Source organism: Streptomyces sp. NPDC005925, from assembly GCF_040638805.1.
Classification (GTDB): Bacteria; Actinomycetota; Actinomycetes; order Streptomycetales; family Streptomycetaceae; genus Streptomyces.
Genome location: NZ_JBEXVL010000002.1, coordinates 385,601 through 402,332, shown reverse-complemented (window position 1 = coordinate 402,332; position 16,732 = coordinate 385,601). Strand labels below are relative to the sequence as shown.

The window sequence follows — 16,732 nt, the reverse complement described above, 5'->3', positions numbered from 1 at the left end:
GGTACTGTTCGGCGAATGAGCTCGCTGAATCTCGACGACTTCACCGATCTGATCGAGCGCCCCGACGGCGGGATGCGCCGCGACGCGGAGGCACGCCGGGAACGTCAGGTCGTACCGCCCGGATCGCTGGGCCGGCTGGACGAGCTCGGTGAGTGGCTGGCCGCGGCGCAGTCGGCCGTTCCGGTGCGGTCGGTGGGGCGGCCGAAGGTCGTGCTCTTCGCGGGTGACCACGGCGTCGCGGAGCTGGGCGTGTCGGCGCGCCCGGCGGGCAGCGCCGGGCAGTTGGTGCGGGAGATCCTGGAGGGCGGCCGGCCGGTGTCGGTGCTGGCCCGGCGGCTCGGTGTACCCCTGCGGATCGTCGACATGGGGCTGGACTGCGACCCGGACACGCTGCCCGCCGACGTCGTGCGCCACCGGGTGCGGCGCGGCAGCGGACGCCTCGACGTCGAGGACACGCTGACCCGCGACGAGGCGGAGTCCGCCTTCCGCACCGGCGTCGCGCTGGCCGACGAGGAGGCCGACTCGGGTACGGACCTGGTGGTCCTCGGCGACGTCAGCGTGGGCGGTACGACCGCCGCGGGCGTGCTGGTCGCGGCGCTGTGCGGTACGGACGCGTCCGTCGTGACCGGGCGGGGCGGGCTGGCCATCGACGACCTGGCGTGGATGCGCAAGTGCGCGGCGATCCGGGACGGGCTGCGCCGGGCGCGGCCGGTGCTCGGGGACCAGTTGCAGCTGCTGGCCGCGGTGGGCGGCGCCGACCTCACGGCGATGACGGGCTTCCTGCTGCAGAGCGCGGTTCGGAAGATGCCCGTCGTCCTGGACGGTGTGGTGGCGGCGGCGTGCGCGCTGGTGGGCCAGCGGATCGCGTTCCGCGCGCCGGACTGGTGGCTGGCCGGGCACGGCAGCGGCGAGCCGGGCCAGGCGAAGGCGCTGGACCGGATGGCGCTGGAGCCGCTCCAGTCCCACGGGGTGACGGTCGGGGAGGGCACGGGTGCCCTGCTGGCCCTGCCGCTGGTCCAGGCGGCTGCCGCGCTGGCGGCGGAGCTGCCGGAGAAGGCGGAGGAAGCCGCGGCCGGCAGGGCCGAAGCGGAGAGCGGGAGCGGCGGGGTGGCCGACGGGGCCGCCGAGGAGAGCGGGAGCGGCGGGAAGGCCGACGGGGCTTCCCCGGCCGGCCCGGACCAGCCACAGCCCTAGCTGGGCTAGCCGCGGGAGCTGCCGTGGGCACAGGCGGGGACGCACTCGCCGCGGGTGCTCTCCTGACCGCCGGGTAACCTGCGCCGATGGTCAAGACCCCGTCGTTCGGGAGGCCGTCGGCCGACGGCCTCCGTTTCTCCTTCGGCACCCTCACCGTGCTGCCGGTCCGGGTGACCCGCTGGGACCGGGACGCCGCGCGGGGCGGCATGCTGTGCGCCCCGCTGGCCGGGCTGGTCGTCGGGGCGGGGGCCGCCGCAGCCGGGCTGGTGCTGCTGTCACTCGGTGCCGGCGCGCCGCTCGCCGCCGTCGTCTCGGCCGCCGTACCGGCGCTGCTCACCCGTGGGCTGCACCTGGACGGGCTGGCCGACACCGCCGACGGGCTGGGCAGCGGGAAGCCCGCCGAGGACGCGCTGCGGATCATGAAGCGGTCGGACATCGGCCCGTTCGGTGTGATCACCCTGGTGTGCGTGCTGCTGGCGCAGGTCGCCGCGCTGGCGCAGGCGTACGCCGCCTCCTGGCCGCGGGGTGCGCTGGCCGCCGTGGTCGCGGGCACCGTGGCCCGGCTCGCGCTCACGCTGGCGGCCCGGTCCGGTGTGCCGGCGGCGCGGCCGGAGGGGCTGGGCGCGGCCGTCGCCGGGGTGGTGCCGGTACGGGGCGCGATCGGTTCGGCCGTCACCGTCACGGCTGCCCTCACGGCGGCGTCCGGCGCGTTCCTCGGGGCGAACGGCGTGCTCCGTACGGCGCTCGCGGTGGTCGTCGCGCTCGGGGCGGCCGAACTGCTGCTGCGGCACTGCACGCGCCGCTTCGGCGGTGTCACCGGCGACGTGTTCGGCGGGCTCGCGGAGACGGCGGCGACGGCGGCGCTCGTCGTTCTGTCACTGGGTTGAAACGATTACCGCACAGCCCTCGCGTCCTGTTCTCCCCGCCACTACTGTCTTCCGCCCGTACCCACTCACAACCGTCCACGGGGGACGTCCATGCCGAAACTACGGCGCGCCATGGCCTGGTTAATCGACTTCGCACTGGTGGTGGCGCTGGCCTCGGCGCTCGCCGTGCTCACCTTCCACCGGATCTCGGCGCTCGTCACCGAAGTGCCGGAACTCGCCACGCGCGGCGCCTTCGACCTGCTGACCTCACGCGGTGACGTGCTGGACGCCTCCGAAGGTCTGGGCGTGAAACTGTGGGACAAGTCGGTGCTGTACGTCGAGCAGGCCTTCGGGCTGCTGGTCGTGACGGTCTTCCTCTACCAGTGGGCGTGCCTGGCCCTCGCCGGGCGGACCGTGGGCAAGGGCGTCGTCGGACTGCGGGTCGTCCCGCGTCTGTCGCCCCCGACAGCGCGGCGGGCGGCGCGCCGGGCGGCCGTCACCACGGCCGTGGACGTCGCCGTGTTCGCGGCGGCCTGCGTGCTGCTGATGGAGGGTCGGTTCGTGCTGTCGGTGCTGATGTGGCTGGCGGCGGTCGTGCTGTTCCTGGTGAACGCGCTCCCGGTACTGGGGCCCCGCCGGCGCTCGCTGGCCGACCGGATCGCGGGCACGGAGGTCACCGGAGTCACGCTCGGCAGGGGCTTCGCCATGCCCCGAGGTCGTACTTCTTGAGCATCGAGCTGAGCCCGAGGCGGCGGGCCCCGGGGCAGAAGCGGCGCGTGGGCAGCTCGTACTCGACGTGGAAGACCGCCTTCCCGGCCTCGACGAACGGCGTCAGTGCGTCGCACTCGTCGTACTGTGCGCACTGTTCGTTGACCGCGAAGTCGAATGCGCCGACGAGCGCGGGGATCTGCGCGAGGTCGTTCTTCAGGCCGACGGACAGGCCGCGGTCGTGGGCGAGGCGGGCGACGAGACGGTTGTAGCGGAGCTGGTCGGCGGCCGTGAGGGGGAAGCCGGTGCGGTTGCGGTAGCCGTCCATGTTGTCGGGCTCCACCGCGTCGAAGCCCTTGGCGCGGCACATGTCGAGGCGGGCCGCCACGAGGGGTTCCAGGACGTCGCGGCGGCGGATGTCGAGCCAGCGTTCGCCCTGCCAGCCGTTGGCGCGGCCCAGCACCTCGTCCGGGAAGTCGTCGGCGTCGGGCCTGAAGTCCTCCCAGGCGCCGGTGGAGACGTAGCAGATGACCTTGCGGCCGTCACGGTGCAGTGCGGCGACCGTGCCGGCGGAGTGGTCGAAGCCGTCGATGTCGTACACGGGCACGTCGGCTGAGGTGTCGAGGCGGCCGCTGAGCTGCCACTGCCAGTCCGTGCCGGGACGCGGCTGCCAGCGGGCCCCGTCCGGCGCGCCCGCCCCCGGACGGCCCCCGCGGCCCTCGGGGTCGCCGGCGCAGCCCGCCGGGAGCAGGAGCAGGGCACCCAGCAGGGCGGGGAACAGTATCGGTCGGCGTCTCACCGGGGGGCCTCCGGGCAGTGGGCGACGTGGGGCGACGTACCCCAAAGGATGATCTCCGTCGCCCGGCGCCGCGCGACGGCCCCTGTACCGGGCGGGGAAACGGCCGCGCGGGGCCGCCTTCGGGTGGGCGCCCGGGGGAACGAGTGACGGGACCCACGAGCGTAGGCTCGTCCCGGGTGTTCGCCGACAGGGTGAAGGCCCCGGCAGGTACCGCACCCCGGCCCACGGGACCAGTGGAGTTAGGGTCTGGCGTCGGGCCCGGTCGACCCACCCGCTCGGCCACAGCAACTTCACATCGGAAGCGAGAATTCACCACCGTGACTGCTCTCACTCTCAGCACCGCCGCGGCGCCCGGCCTGCGGGCCGACGCGCTCGTGATCGGTGTCGCCAAGGGCACCAAGGGACCCGTCGTCGCACGGGGCGCCGAGGCCGTGGACAACGCGTACGACGGCTCCCTCGCCGGACTGCTGGAGACCCTCGGCGCCTCGGGCGCCGAGGGCGAGGTGACGAAGCTGCCCGCGCCGTCCGGCTTCAAGACGCCGCTCGTGCTGGCCGTCGGCCTGGGCGAGGAGCCCGGCAAGGGCGACGAGGACGACGCGGAAGGCTACGACGCCGAGGCGCTGCGCCGGGCCGCGGGCGTTGCCGCCCGCGCCCTCAACGGCGCCAAGAAGGCCGCCTTCGCCCTGCCCCTGGCCGACGCCGCGGACGTCGCCGCCGTCGGCGAGGGCGTGCTGCTCGGCGCGTACTCCTTCGACGCATACAAGAAGAACGGCAAGGACGCCGCGGCCAAGGACGCCAAGGCGCCGCTCGGCGAGGCCGTGCTGCTCGGCGGCAAGCCCCGCGACAAGGCGTACAAGGCGGCTCTGGAGCGCGCCACCGCGGTCTCCGAGGAGCTCAACCGCGCCCGCGACCTGATCAACACCCCGCCGAACGACCTCAACCCCGAGTCGTTCGCGGCCGTCGCGCAGGCCGCGGCCAAGGAGCACGGCATCAAGGTGCAGGTGCTCGACGAGAAGGCGCTGGTCAAGGGCGGCTACGGCGGCATCCTCGGCGTCGGCGCCGGTTCGGCGTCCGGGCCGCGGCTGGTGAAGCTGTCGTACACCTCGTCCAAGGCGAAGAAGCACCTGGCGCTCGTCGGCAAGGGCATCACCTACGACTCGGGCGGCATCTCGCTCAAGCCGGCCGGGCACAACGAGACGATGAAGTGCGACATGGCCGGCGCCGCCGCCGTGTTCGCCGCGGTCGTCGCCGCCGCGCGTCTGGGCCTGGAGGTCAACGTCACCGGCTGGCTGGCGCTCGCCGAGAACATGCCGTCCGGTTCGGCGACCCGCCCCGGCGACGTGCTGCGCATGTACAGCGGCAAGACCGTCGAGGTCCTCAACACCGACGCCGAGGGCCGGCTCGTCCTCGCCGACGCGCTGTGGGCCGCCTCCCAGGAGAAGCCGGACGCCATCGTGGACGTGGCGACGCTGACCGGCGCGATGGTGCTGGCGCTGGGCAACCGCACCTTCGGCGTGATGGCGAACGACGACGCGTTCCGCACCGCGCTGCACGAGGCCGCCGAGCAGGTCGGCGAGCCGGCCTGGCCGATGCCGCTGCCGGAGCACCTGCGCAAGGGCATGGAGTCCCCGACCGCCGACATCGCGAACATGGGCGAGCGGATGGGCGGCGGCCTGGTCGCCGGCCTGTTCCTGCGCGAGTTCGTCGGCGAGGGCATCACCTGGGCGCACCTCGACATCGCGGGCCCGGCGTTCAACGAGGGCGGGCCGTTCGGGTACACCCCCAAGGGCGGCACGGGCACCGCGGTACGCACCCTGGTGCGTCTGGCCGAGCTGACGGCGGCCGGAGACCTGGGCTAGGACCGCTGGAGGGAGGGCGGAGGGGCGCGGAGCCGGGCGTACGGTTCCGCGCCCCTTTGCCGTACCCGTCCGGCCCCCGCCACCTGAACGTGGGACGTCTCACACCACGGCCCCGCGTCTCCTCGGGCCCCGACAAGTGCGAAGATGGGCTCGGCAGGACAGGGCCCCCACCGAAGGGCCGAAGCAAGAGCGGCCGGACACCAGCCGCCTGCCGGTCACCGACGACCGGCGTACGGCGCACATGCATGGAGGACGTGACGTGGCGAACGACGCCAGCACCGTTTTCGACCTAGTGATCCTCGGCGGTGGCAGCGGTGGTTACGCCGCGGCCCTGCGCGCGGCGCAGCTGGGCCTGGACGTCGCCCTGATCGAGAAGGGCAAGGTCGGCGGCACCTGCCTGCACAACGGCTGCATCCCCACCAAGGCCCTGCTGCACGCCGGCGAGATCGCCGACCAGGCCCGCGAGAGCGAGCAGTTCGGTGTGAAGGCCACCTTCGAGGGCATCGACATGGCGGCCGTCCACAAGTACAAGGACGGCGTCATCTCGGGCCTGTACAAGGGCCTGCAGGGTCTGATCGCCTCCCGCAAGGTGACCTACATCGAGGGTGAGGGCCGGCTGTCCTCCCCCACCTCCGTGGACGTCGACGGCCGGCGGGTCCAGGGCCGCCACGTCCTCCTCGCGACGGGCTCCGTGCCGAAGTCGCTGCCGGGCCTGGAGATCGACGGCAACCGCATCATCTCCTCCGACCACGCCCTCGGCCTGGACCGCGTGCCGAAGTCCGCGATCGTCCTCGGCGGCGGCGTCATCGGTGTCGAGTTCGCCTCCGCGTGGAAGTCCTTCGGCACGGACGTGACCGTCATCGAGGGCATGAAGCACCTCGTGCCGGTCGAGGACGAGAACAGCTCGAAGCTGCTGGAGCGAGCGTTCCGCAGGCGCGGCATCAAGTTCAACCTGGGCACCTTCTTCGAGAAGGCCGAGTACACCCAGGACGGTGTCAAGGTCATTCTCGCCGACGGCAAGGAGTTCGAGGCCGAGCTGCTGCTGGTGGCCGTCGGCCGCGGCCCGGTCTCGCAGGGCCTGGGCTACGAGGAGCAGGGCGTCGCGATGGACCGCGGCTACGTCCTGGTCGACGAGTACATGCGGACGAACGTCCCGACGATCTCCGCCGTCGGTGACCTGGTCCCCACGCTCCAGCTCGCGCACGTCGGCTTCGCCGAGGGCATCCTGGTGGCGGAGCGCCTGGCCGGTCAGAAGACCGTTCCGATCGACTACGACGGCGTGCCACGGGTGACGTACTGCCACCCGGAGGTCGCCTCCGTGGGCATCACCGAGGCCAAGGCCCAGGAGCTCTACGGTGCGGACAAGGTCGTCACCCTGAAGTACAACCTGGCGGGCAACGGCAAGAGCAAGATCCTGAAGACCGCGGGCGAGATCAAGCTCGTCCAGGTCAAGGACGGTGCGGTGGTCGGCATCCACATGGTCGGCGACCGTATGGGCGAGCAGGTCGGCGAGGCCCAGCTGATCTACAACTGGGAGGCGCTGCCGTCGGAGGTGGCCCAGCTCATCCACGCCCACCCGACGCAGAACGAGGCGCTCGGCGAGGCCCACCTGGCCCTCGCGGGCAAGCCCCTGAACGCGCACGACTGAGTGAGCCCCCGGGCACGACGACACAGACTTCCGCACTTCTAAGGAGCAACCGAAACCATGGCGGTTTCCGTAACCCTTCCGGCGCTCGGCGAGAGCGTCACCGAGGGCACTGTCACCCGGTGGCTGAAGGCCGAGGGTGAGCGCGTCGAGGCCGACGAGCCGCTGCTCGAGGTCTCCACCGACAAGGTCGACACCGAGATCCCGGCGCCGGCCGCCGGTGTCCTGGCCTCCATCAAGGTCGCCGAGGACGAGACGGTCGAGGTCGGCGCCGAGCTGGCTGTCATCGACGACGGCACGGGCGCGCCCGCTGCCGCCCCGGCCCCGGCGGTCGAGGACGTGGCCCCGCCCGCGCCCGAGCCCACCCCGCAGGCCGCGCCGTCCACGGAGCGGGCCGCGCCCGCCCCGGCCCCGACCGCCGAAGCCGCCGCCGGTGGCGGTTCGGCCGAGGGCACGGACGTGGTCCTGCCCGCGCTCGGCGAGTCCGTCACCGAGGGCACCGTCACCCGCTGGCTGAAGTCGGTCGGCGACAGCGTCGAGGCCGACGAGCCGCTGCTCGAGGTCTCCACCGACAAGGTCGACACGGAGATCCCGGCGCCCGCCGCCGGTGTGCTGCTCGAGATCGTCGTCGGCGAGGACGAGACCGCCGAGGTCGGCGCCAAGCTGGCCGTCATCGGTCAGCCGGGGTCCGCCCCGGCCGCCGCCCCCGCCGCTCCGGCCGCCCCCGCGGAGCCCGCCCCGGCTCCGGCGCAGCCCGCCGCGCCCGCCCCGGCCCCTGCCCCGGCCGCCCCCGCGGCCCCGGCCCCGCAGGCCCCGACGGCCCCGGCCCCGCAGCAGCAGGTCACCCCGGCTCCCGAGCCGGCCCCGGCGGCTCCGGCGCCCGCGCCCGCCCCGGTCACCCCGGCCCCGGCGCCCGCCGCGACCGCCGGTGACGACGGCGCCTACGTCACTCCGCTGGTGCGCAAGCTCGCCGCCGAGAACGGCGTCGACCTGGCCTCCGTCAAGGGCACCGGCGTCGGTGGCCGTATCCGCAAGCAGGACGTCATCGCCGCCGCCGAGGCCGCGAAGGCCGCCGCTGCTGCCCCGGCCCCGGCCGCCGCGGCACCGTCGGCCGGCCAGAAGGCACCCGCCCTGGAGGCCTCGCCGCTGCGCGGCCAGACCGTGAAGATGCCGCGGATCCGCAAGGTCATCGGCGACAACATGGTCAAGGCGCTCACCGAGCAGGCGCAGCTGTCGTCGGTCGTCGAGGTCGACGTCACGCGGCTGATGAGGCTGCGCGGCCGGGCCAAGGACGCCTTCGCGGCGCGTGAGGGCGTCAAGCTCTCCCCGATGCCGTTCTTCGTGAAGGCGGCGGCGCAGGCGCTGAAGGCCCACCCGGTCATCAACGCGAAGATCAACGAGGCCGAGGGGACCATCACCTACTTCGACACCGAGCACGTCGGTATCGCGGTGGACTCCGAGAAGGGCCTGATGACCCCGGTCATCAAGAACGCCGGCGGTCTCAACCTCGCCGGTATCGCCAAGGCCACGGCCGATCTGGCCGGCAAGGTCCGCGCCAACAAGATCACGCCGGACGAGCTGTCGGGCGCGACCTTCACCGTCTCCAACACCGGTTCGCGCGGCGCGCTCTTCGACACGATCATCGTGCCGCCGGGGCAGGTCGCGATCCTCGGCATCGGTGCCACGGTGAAGCGTCCGGCCGTCATCGAGACGGAGGAGGGTCCGGTCATCGGCATCCGCGACATGACGTACCTGACGCTGTCGTACGACCACCGCCTGGTCGACGGCGCCGACGCGGCGCGGTACCTGACCGCCGTCAAGGCGATCCTGGAGGCGGGCGAGTTCGAGGTCGAGCTGGGCCTCTGATCCCCTGGCCGAGCGGTACGGCGCCCCTGCCCGGGTCTTCCGGGCGGGGGCGTTGGGCTGTGCGGCCACGGTCCGGGGGCGCCCGGTTGCGCCTCCGCCGCCCCTGCCCCGGTCTCCGTCCCCGGGGGCTGCGCCCCGGTCCCCGTTCGGCCCGACGCGCCCCGCCCTCGCTCGCCGGGCGGGTCCGCGGGCTGGTGGACGGGCTTCATATGGTCCGTGTAAGTCTCGTCTCACCTGCGCAAAAGCCCCCCTGCACCCCCTACCCGCCAGGCGAACGCGCCGTATTGTCTAAACGTCGAACGCCCCCGGGTCCCACCGTCGCCCGAACGCCATCCCCTCGACGGGCCCTGCGGGCCGCCGCACACGATTGGCCCCTCTCTAAGGAGCTCTCATGACCGCGCCCGTCGTCCATTCGCTCCGCGAGCAGATCCGCGAGCACATCCTGGAAGGGATCATCAGCGGGCGCTGGCAGCCGGGCGAGCGGATCGTGGAGCGGCGGATCGCGACCGAGCTGGAGGTCAGCCAGACACCGGTGCGGGAGGCGTTGCGGGAGCTCGAGTCGCTGCGGCTGATCGAGTCGGCACCCAACAAGGGCGTACGGGTGCGGAATCTGACCGCGGCCGACCTGGAGGAGAGCTATCCGGTCCGGGCCGGTCTGGAGGCCATCGCGGCGGAGCTGGCCGCGGGACGGCTCGCGGAGGACTGCTCGGCGCTGGAGCCGCACGTGTCCGCGCTGTACGAGGCGGACCGCATGGCGGACGGCACGGGGCAGGTGCGGCACACGGTGGCGTTCCACCGGGAACTGGTGCGGGCGGCGGGCAACTCGGTGCTGCTGCACACCTGGGAGGGCCTCGGCATCGAGGTGTTCACGGCGCTGTCGATCCGCTGGCTGGGGACGGTGCAGCAGTCGTACGCCGAGGAGCACGAGGAGCTGGTGGCCGCGTTCCAGCGCCACGACCCGCGCATCCCGGAGCTCGTGAAGGCGCATGTGCTGGGCTGCGCGCCCCGGCACGAAGGCTGAGCGGCAGCCCGTCACAGGCTGAGCGGGACCTCGCTCATACGTCTTCCCACCTGCGGAAACGGACCCGGATCGCGGCACCCGGTGTCGTTGGCGCAGGCACCCCGTGCCGACTTTCTCGTGATCAAGAGGTTTTCACTCTCAACCCTTTGATCGATCATCGATCAGGGGGTTACAGTCGCCGATGGCTCTCACCCGAGCCTCCAGCCCTGTCCTGCCAAAGATCAAGGGCACCCCTGAACCCTTACCGCGATGAGGGAACCCCCTTCGACTGAGGAAGGCGGCGACATGACCGACCCCTACGCCATCCAGCCGAGCGAGCTCGACCAGCTCCCGGACCGCGACCCCGAGGAGACTGCCGAGTGGCAGGCCTCGCTGGACGCCGTCGCCAAGGCGGCCGGGCCGCACCGTGCCGCGTACCTGATGCGCCGCACGCTGGAGCGCGCCGAGGGCGCCGGCATCGCCCTGCCGAAGCTCCTCGAGACCGACTACGTCAACACCATCCCGACGTCCGCCGAGCCCACCGTGGACGGCGACGAGGAGATGGAGTCCCGGATCACCGCCTGGAACCGCTGGAACGCGGCGGCCATGGTGACCCGCGGCGCGAAGTACGGCGTCGGCGGCCACATCGCCACCTTCGCCTCCGCGGCCTGGCTCTACGAGACGGGCTTCAACCACTTCTTCCGGGGCAAGGAGTCCGACGGCTCGGGCGACCAGCTCTACATCCAGGGCCACGCCTCCCCCGGCATCTACGCCCGCGCCTTCCTCGACGGCCGGATCGGCGAGAGCCACCTGGACAACTTCCGCCGCGAGTCGGCCGGCGGCGGTCTGCCGTCGTACCCGCACCCGCGCCGGCTGCCCTGGCTGTGGGAGTTCCCCACGGTCTCCATGGGCCTCGGCCCGCTCTCCGCGATCTACCAGGCGCGCTTCAACCGCTACCTGGCCAACCGCGGCATCAAGGACACCGCCGGCTCGCACGTGTGGGCGTTCCTCGGCGACGGCGAGATGGACGAGCCCGAGTCGACGGCGGCCCTCGCGCTCGCCTCGCGCGAGCAGCTCGACAACCTGACCTTCGTCATCAACTGCAACCTGCAGCGCCTCGACGGCCCGGTCCGCGCCAACTTCAAGATCGTGCAGGAGCTGGAGGCCCAGTTCCGCGGCGCCGGCTGGAACGTCATCAAGACGCTGTGGGGCTCCGCCTGGGACGAGCTGTTCCGGCTGGACACCACGGGCGCGCTGGTACGCCGCCTGCGTGAGGTGCCGGACGCGCAGATCCAGACGTACCAGACGCGTGGCGCGGCCTACATCCGCGAGGACTTCTTCGGCAAGGACCCCGCGCTCGCCGAGATGGCGAAGCTGCTGAGCGACGACACGGTCCTCGAGTGCTTCCACTTCTCGCGCGGCGGTCACGAGGCGCGCAAGGTGTACGCGGCGTACCGGGCGGCCCTCGCGTTCAAGGGCGCGCCGACCGTGATCCTGGCCCAGACCGTCAAGGGCCACACCCTCGGCGAGGGCTTCGCGTCGAAGAACGCCAACCACCAGATGAAGAAGCTGTCGGTGGACGAGTTCAAGGCGATGCGCGACCGCCTCGGCCTGCCGATCAAGGACAGCGCCTTCGTCGACGGCGTGGTGCCCTACGCCCACCCCGGCGCCGATTCCCCCGAGGTCCGCTACCTCCAGGAGCGCCGCGCGGCCCTCGGCGGCCCGGCCCCGGCCCGCCGCGTGCACGCCCTCGCGCCGCTGCCCGCGCCCGCCGAGAAGGCCTTCGCCTCCTTCGACAAGGGCTCCGGCTCGCAGAACGTGGCCACCACCATGGCCTTCGTCCGCCTGGTCAAGGACCTCGTCCGCGACAAGGAGACCGGCAGGCGCTGGGTGCCGATCGTCCCCGACGAGGCGCGCACCTTCGGCATGGAGAGCCTCTTCCCGTCCCTCGGGATCTACTCTCCCAAGGGGCAGACGTACGAGCCGGTCGACCGTGACCAGCTGATGTACTACAAGGAGGCCAAGAACGGCCAGATCCTCAACGAGGGGATCACCGAGGCCGGTTCGATGGCCGACTTCATCGCCGCGTCCACGTCGTACGCGACGCACGGCGAGCCGATGATCCCGTTCTACATCTTCTACTCGATGTTCGGCTGGCAGCGCACCGCCGACCAGATGTGGCAGCTCGGCGACCAGCTCGGCCGCGGCTTCCTCATCGGCGCCACGGCGGGCCGCACGACGCTGACCGGCGAGGGCCTGCAGCACGCCGACGGCCACTCCCCGGTCATCGCCGCGACCAACCCGGCCGCGCTGACGTACGACCCGGCGTTCGCGTACGAGGTCGCCGCCATCGTCAAGGAGGGTCTGCGCCGTATGTACGGCGAGGCGGCCCCGGGCGAGGACCAGGACGTCTTCTACTACCTGACCGTCTACAACGAGCCGCTTCCGCAGCCCGCGAAGCCGTCCGTGCCCGGCATCGACGAGGGCATCATCAAGGGCCTGTACCGCTTCAACACGGCGGAATCGGCGGGCCTGAACCCGGTCGCGAACGCGGCGCGCGTCCAGCTGCTCGGCTCCGGTACGGCCATCCACTGGGCGCTCAAGGCCCAGCGGATGCTGTGCGAGGAGTGGGGCGTGGCCGCCGACGTGTGGTCGGCGACGTCGTGGGGCGAGCTGCGCCGCGACGCGCTGGAGGCCGACGAGGCGCTGCTGCGCGGCGAGGAGCGGGTGCCGTTCGTGCGGCAGGCGCTGCAGGGCGTCGAGGGTCCGGTGCTGGCGGTGTCGGACTACATGCGGCAGGTCCCGGACCAGATCGCGCAGTGGGTCGAGCAGGACTGGACCTCGCTGGGCGCCGACGGCTTCGGTCTGTCGGACACCCGTGACGCGGCCCGCCGCCACTTCGGTGTCGACGCGGAGTCGATCGTCGTAGCCGCACTGGCCCAGCTCGCCCGGCGCGGCGAGGTCAAGGCGACGGCCGTGAAGGAGGCGCGCGAGCGCTACCGCCTGTAGGGCACCGGTGAGACACCCCTAGGCACGGTCGGTCGTACGCGTATCCGGGAGGCCCCCGCCACGGCGGGGGCCTCCCGCATGACCAGGTCCCCAGAGGAATTGGGCCCGCCGCATACGGGGCTTGCGGAAGCATGAGGGCTCCCGTACGAGGGGCTCCCCCGGCATGAGGTCCACCGTATGAGGGGCCTCCCGTCCGGCGGGGGCTCCTGCATGATGTGGGCATGCGCGCTGCCCGGCTGATCAAGATGGTTCTGCTGCTCCAGTCCCGGCCTTCCATGACCGCCGCCGAACTGGCCCGGGAGCTGGAGGTGTCGGAGCGGACCGTCACCCGCGACGCGCAGGCGCTGTCGGAGGCGGGCGTGCCGGTGTACGCGGACCGCGGCCGGGCCGGCGGGTACCGGCTGGTCGGCGGTTACCGGACGCGACTCACGGGGCTGCACCGCGGCGAGGCCGAGGCGCTGTTCCTGTCGGGGGTGCCGGGGGCGCTGCGCGAGATGGGCCTGGAGGACGCGGCGTCGGCGGCCCGGCTGAAGGTGTCGGCGGCGCTGCTGCCGTCCCTGCGGGACGCCTCACGCACGGCGGCGCAGCGCTTCCATCTGGACGCGCCGAACTGGTTCCGGGAGCGGAAGACGCCCGAGCTGCTGCCCGCGGTCGCGGACGCCGTGTGGGACGACCGGCGGATCGCCGCGCGCTACCGGCGCGGCGAGGAGGAGGTCGTACGGGAGCTCGAGCCGTACGGGCTCGTACTCAAGGCGGGGGTCTGGTACCTGTGCGCACGGGTGGCGGGCAGTACGTCGTTCCGGGTGTACCGGATCGACCGGTTCACGTCGGTGGAGGCCGGTGAGGAGCGGTTCGAGCGGGACCCGGGCTTCGAGCTGCCGGCGTTCTGGGTGGAGCGGGCCGAGCAGTTCGCGCGGTCCATCCTGCGGGCGGAGGTCGTGGTGCGGCTGTCCCCGGAGGGGGCGCGCAGGCTGACGTACGCGGTGGACCCGCTGTCGGCACGGGAGGCGCTGGCCGCGGCGGGCGGGCCGGACGGCGAGGGCCGGGTCACGGTGACGCTGCGGGTGGAGTCGGAGGAGGTCGCCCACGAGCAGCTGTCGGCTCTGGGGCCGGAGGCGGAGGTGCTGGCGCCGCACGATCTGCGGGCGCGGTTCACGGCGGACGCCCGGCGGCTGGCGGCGCTGTACGGTACGTGACCGTGGCGGCGCTGCACGGTACGTGACCGCCCGGCCGTCCCGTCGACCGCACGGTACGTCCGCCCGCTCCGTCCGTGTGCCGCCGCGCGGCGGGCAACGATCCGCCGGTCGCTGTACGGCGCATAACGATCCGTCGCACTCCGCGTGCGAGGGGTGCCCCCAGGGCCGATGCTGGACCCGTGATGGACGAGACGGAGTTCTGGCAGCTGGTGGACGACGCCCGGGAGGCCGCCGACGGCGACCCCGAGGAGCAGGCCGACCAGCTCGTGGAACGGCTGATGCGCCTCGACCCGGAAGCGGTCCTGGACTTCGCCCGCCATTTCGAGGTGCGCTACAACCGGGCCTACCGCTGGGACCTGTGGGGCGCCGCCTGGGTACTGCTGGACGGTGCGAGCGACGACGCCTTCGATTTCTTCCGGTGCTGGCTGATCGGCCAGGGGCGTGAGGTGTTCGAGGGTGCGCTGCACGACCCGGACGCCCTCGCGGAACTGCTGGGCGACTTCGACGAGGAGCTCGACGGCGACGCCGAGGAACTCGGGTACGCGGCCGACGAGGCGTACGAGCAGCTCACCGGCACAGTGGCGGCGGACCTGGACCTCGCGCCGCCGCCGGCCGAGCCGGAGGGCACGCCGGTCGACTTCGAGGACGAGGGGGCGCTGGCCGAGCGGTATCCCCGCCTGTGGGACCGCTTCCGGGCCTGACGCCTGGGCCCCCGCCGTTGCTCCCTGTCACTTCCTGCCCTGCAGCTGGGCCGCGAGTCCGCGGATGGTGGGGAGGCGGGCGCTGAGTTCGGCGCCGGGGCAGCTGGTCCTGAAGCCGTCGTCGTGGCCGGCGACGGCGGGCAGGGAGACGGTGGCGCCCACCGCGTACCGGCTGTGGCCGTTGCTGGAGACCAGGTCGACCGTGGCGCGCGGGTCGGTCCCGGACGGGCCGAGTTTCCAGGCGGCCACGGCGGCGATCGCGTCCACGATCTCCTGCGGCACGGGGACGCCCGCGGTGAAGGTGCCCAGCGCGGCGATGCCGGCGGTGCGGTGGTTGAAACCCTGGGTGTGGGCGCCGGTGACGGCCCGGGTGACGCCTCCGGCGCGGCCCTCGTAGATGGTTCCGCAGCGGTCCACGACGAAGTTGTAGCCGATGTCGTCCCAGTCCCGGGCGCCGGTCTGGCCGGTGTACAGACCGCGCAGGATGCGGGGGGTGTCGGCGCAGTCGTAGCCGTTGGGCGTGTCGGTGTGGTGGACGAACACGGCGAGGACCCGGTCGTCGTAGCGCGGCCGGGGCTGCGGGCGGGCCGCATCGCCCAGCCAGGCGGAGCGCGGCACGATGTGCGGGCGGGCGGCCTGGTACGGGGCGGCGGCCCGGTACGGGGCCGTGGCGGGGCGGCCCGTACCGGGCGGTGCGGCGGGCGGGTGCCGGCCGAAGCCGCCCGCGCCGAGCACGAGGACCGCCGCGGCGACGAGCCCGAGCAGCAGGCACAGCGCCGCCGGGACGGGACGTGACAGGCCCGGTATCCGGCCCGCACGCGACGGCCGGACCCCTCGCGCGCTTCGGACGACACGCATGGTCCCACTGTCGGCCCGTTCGGCCGGTCCCGCGAGGCGCGCCGCGCCGTCCCGACGGAACAGTGCCCCGGTCGGCGGCGCTTTCCCGCGGCGTTCATGGCCGCACACGCACGTGCACGCGCGTGTGCGGCCGGGGCCGCGACCTTGCGCTGCCGCACCCGCGCGTACGGGCCCGTGGCGTTCCCGTCGCGCACGCGCGCGGGTGATGGTCGGCCGTGAGGGACCCGGTCGCCTTCTCGGCCTGCCGTCGCACCCGCACGGGTGATGGAGGGCGGCATCGTGGAGCCGGTCGGGCGTCTTCGGGCGCCGTCGCTGCGGTTCGAGGACGGTGCCCCGCGCGGCGACCCGGCGGTCGTCACGGGCCGCCCGGACCGGATGACGGCGGCCCGAGCCTGCGGGCGGCGGCGGCTCAGCCGTCGGGCGCGTCGAGCGGTACGAGGAACCGCCCCATCAGCACGTCGTCCACGTACGTGCCGTCCAGGCGGAACTCCTCCGGCTGGACCCCCTCCACGACGAAGCCCTCGGACTCGTACAGCCTGCGGGCCGGGGTGTTGTGACCCAGCACGCGCAGGGTGATGCGGCGGGCGCCGAGGTGGCGGGCCTCCTCGACGGCGGCCCGGACCAGCGCGCGGCCGACGCCCAGGCCGCGGGCCTCGTCGGCGACGGCGAGGCCCCGGATCTGCCGTACGTGGGCGTTGGAGGCGAGACGGGTGGGGAAGCCGAGCCGCACATAGCCGACGACGCGGCCGGCGAGTTCGGCGACGAGGTGGTCGCGCGGCCCACACTGCTCGTGGAAGAAGGGGGCCGGGACCTCGGGGCGCGGTGTGACGGCGTGCAGGTGGGACCAGGTGGCCAGGTCCAGCCGCGCGAGCGCGTCCTCGTCGGTGACGGCGGCGCGGCGTATGGACGGGTGCGGCATGCCGGTCACTGTACGGCGCGTGTGTCGCGGCCGGTCACCCGTTTTCCCTTGCGTCTTGTCCCGGCGGACCCGCGGCTTTCCCCGCGCGGACCGGCCAAATCCGCCGCACGGC

General features: G+C 73.3%; 13 protein-coding genes. 10 read left to right on the top strand and 3 right to left on the bottom strand.

The window, feature by feature from the left end; genetic code table 11:
* The first annotated feature begins 15 nt into the window (after positions 1 to 15).
* The 3 genes from cobT to ABZ354_RS04490 all read left to right on the top strand — a co-directional run bounded on the left by cobT (position 16) and on the right by ABZ354_RS04490 (position 2,789).
* On the top strand, positions 16 to 1,194 hold the full coding sequence (cobT, locus tag ABZ354_RS04500; protein ID WP_358652834.1) for a nicotinate-nucleotide--dimethylbenzimidazole phosphoribosyltransferase: 1,179 nt from the start codon (positions 16 to 18) through the stop codon (positions 1,192 to 1,194).
* Positions 1,195 to 1,280: 86 nt separating this feature from the next.
* Positions 1,281 to 2,081 (top strand): adenosylcobinamide-GDP ribazoletransferase, encoded by an 801-nt coding sequence (locus tag ABZ354_RS04495; RefSeq protein WP_358652832.1) that lies wholly within the window; start codon positions 1,281 to 1,283, stop codon positions 2,079 to 2,081.
* A gap of 111 nt (positions 2,082 to 2,192) precedes the next feature.
* Positions 2,193 to 2,789 (top strand): RDD family protein, encoded by a 597-nt coding sequence (locus ABZ354_RS04490; protein ID WP_358652830.1) that lies wholly within the window; start codon positions 2,193 to 2,195, stop codon positions 2,787 to 2,789.
* On the opposite strand, the gene ABZ354_RS04485 is transcribed toward ABZ354_RS04490, so the two are convergent.
* On the bottom strand, positions 2,743 to 3,567 hold the full coding sequence (locus tag ABZ354_RS04485) for an endo alpha-1,4 polygalactosaminidase (RefSeq protein WP_358652828.1): 825 nt from the start codon (positions 3,565 to 3,567) through the stop codon (positions 2,743 to 2,745). The genes ABZ354_RS04490 and ABZ354_RS04485 overlap by 47 nt on opposite strands.
* A gap of 317 nt (positions 3,568 to 3,884) precedes the next feature.
* Here ABZ354_RS04485 and ABZ354_RS04480 point away from each other — a divergent pair, with 317 nt between their 5' ends.
* From ABZ354_RS04480 to ABZ354_RS04450, 7 genes are all read left to right on the top strand, one after another.
* Positions 3,885 to 5,426: a leucyl aminopeptidase gene (locus tag ABZ354_RS04480; protein WP_358652826.1), complete on the top strand. Its 1,542-nt coding sequence runs from the start codon at positions 3,885 to 3,887 to the stop codon at positions 5,424 to 5,426.
* A 259-nt stretch (positions 5,427 to 5,685) separates the two neighbouring features.
* Entirely contained in the window at positions 5,686 to 7,074 is a 1,389-nt protein-coding gene (gene lpdA / locus ABZ354_RS04475; RefSeq protein ID WP_358652824.1) for a dihydrolipoyl dehydrogenase, read from the top strand.
* 57 nt (positions 7,075 to 7,131) lie between these two features.
* The gene (gene sucB, locus ABZ354_RS04470; RefSeq protein ID WP_358652822.1) at positions 7,132 to 8,937 is read left to right on the top strand and encodes a 2-oxoglutarate dehydrogenase, E2 component, dihydrolipoamide succinyltransferase; all 1,806 of its coding nucleotides are present in this window, start codon (positions 7,132 to 7,134) and stop codon (positions 8,935 to 8,937) included.
* 391 nt (positions 8,938 to 9,328) lie between these two features.
* On the top strand, positions 9,329 to 9,958 hold the full coding sequence (locus ABZ354_RS04465; RefSeq protein WP_358652820.1) for a GntR family transcriptional regulator: 630 nt from the start codon (positions 9,329 to 9,331) through the stop codon (positions 9,956 to 9,958).
* Between the two features lie 285 nt (positions 9,959 to 10,243).
* Positions 10,244 to 12,946: a pyruvate dehydrogenase (acetyl-transferring), homodimeric type gene (gene aceE / locus ABZ354_RS04460; protein ID WP_358652818.1), complete on the top strand. Its 2,703-nt coding sequence runs from the start codon at positions 10,244 to 10,246 to the stop codon at positions 12,944 to 12,946.
* 221 nt (positions 12,947 to 13,167) lie between these two features.
* Complete coding sequence (locus tag ABZ354_RS04455; RefSeq protein ID WP_358652816.1) at positions 13,168 to 14,142, top strand: WYL domain-containing protein; 975 nt, start codon at positions 13,168 to 13,170, stop codon at positions 14,140 to 14,142.
* A gap of 182 nt (positions 14,143 to 14,324) precedes the next feature.
* Positions 14,325 to 14,843, top strand: coding sequence for a DUF4240 domain-containing protein (locus ABZ354_RS04450; protein WP_358653155.1), 519 nt, complete (start codon positions 14,325 to 14,327; stop codon positions 14,841 to 14,843).
* Positions 14,844 to 14,870: 27 nt separating this feature from the next.
* Here ABZ354_RS04450 and ABZ354_RS04445 read toward each other — a convergent pair whose 3' ends face one another.
* Positions 14,871 to 15,809, bottom strand: coding sequence for a peptidoglycan recognition protein (locus ABZ354_RS04445; protein ID WP_358652814.1), 939 nt, complete (start codon positions 15,807 to 15,809; stop codon positions 14,871 to 14,873).
* 301 nt (positions 15,810 to 16,110) lie between these two features.
* Positions 16,111 to 16,620, bottom strand: a complete 510-nt coding sequence (locus ABZ354_RS04440; RefSeq protein ID WP_358652813.1) for a GNAT family N-acetyltransferase — start codon at positions 16,618 to 16,620, stop codon at positions 16,111 to 16,113.
* Between the last annotated feature and the right edge of the window lie 112 nt (positions 16,621 to 16,732).

Excerpts from the sequence above, each read along its gene's own strand:
- cobT (WP_358652834.1), top strand. The coding sequence starts at position 16 with ATGAGCTCGCTGAATCTCGACGACTTCACCGATCTGATCGAGCGCCCC.
- ABZ354_RS04495 (WP_358652832.1), top strand. The coding sequence starts at position 1,281 with ATGGTCAAGACCCCGTCGTTCGGGAGGCCGTCGGCCGACGGCCTCCGT.
- ABZ354_RS04490 (WP_358652830.1), top strand. The coding sequence starts at position 2,193 with ATGGCCTGGTTAATCGACTTCGCACTGGTGGTGGCGCTGGCCTCGGCG.
- sucB (WP_358652822.1), top strand. The coding sequence starts at position 7,132 with ATGGCGGTTTCCGTAACCCTTCCGGCGCTCGGCGAGAGCGTCACCGAG.
- ABZ354_RS04465 (WP_358652820.1), top strand. The coding sequence starts at position 9,329 with ATGACCGCGCCCGTCGTCCATTCGCTCCGCGAGCAGATCCGCGAGCAC.
- aceE (WP_358652818.1), top strand. The coding sequence starts at position 10,244 with ATGACCGACCCCTACGCCATCCAGCCGAGCGAGCTCGACCAGCTCCCG.
- ABZ354_RS04455 (WP_358652816.1), top strand. The coding sequence starts at position 13,168 with ATGCGCGCTGCCCGGCTGATCAAGATGGTTCTGCTGCTCCAGTCCCGG.
- ABZ354_RS04450 (WP_358653155.1), top strand. The coding sequence starts at position 14,325 with ATGGACGAGACGGAGTTCTGGCAGCTGGTGGACGACGCCCGGGAGGCC.
- ABZ354_RS04440 (WP_358652813.1), bottom strand. The coding sequence starts at position 16,620 with ATGCCGCACCCGTCCATACGCCGCGCCGCCGTCACCGACGAGGACGCG.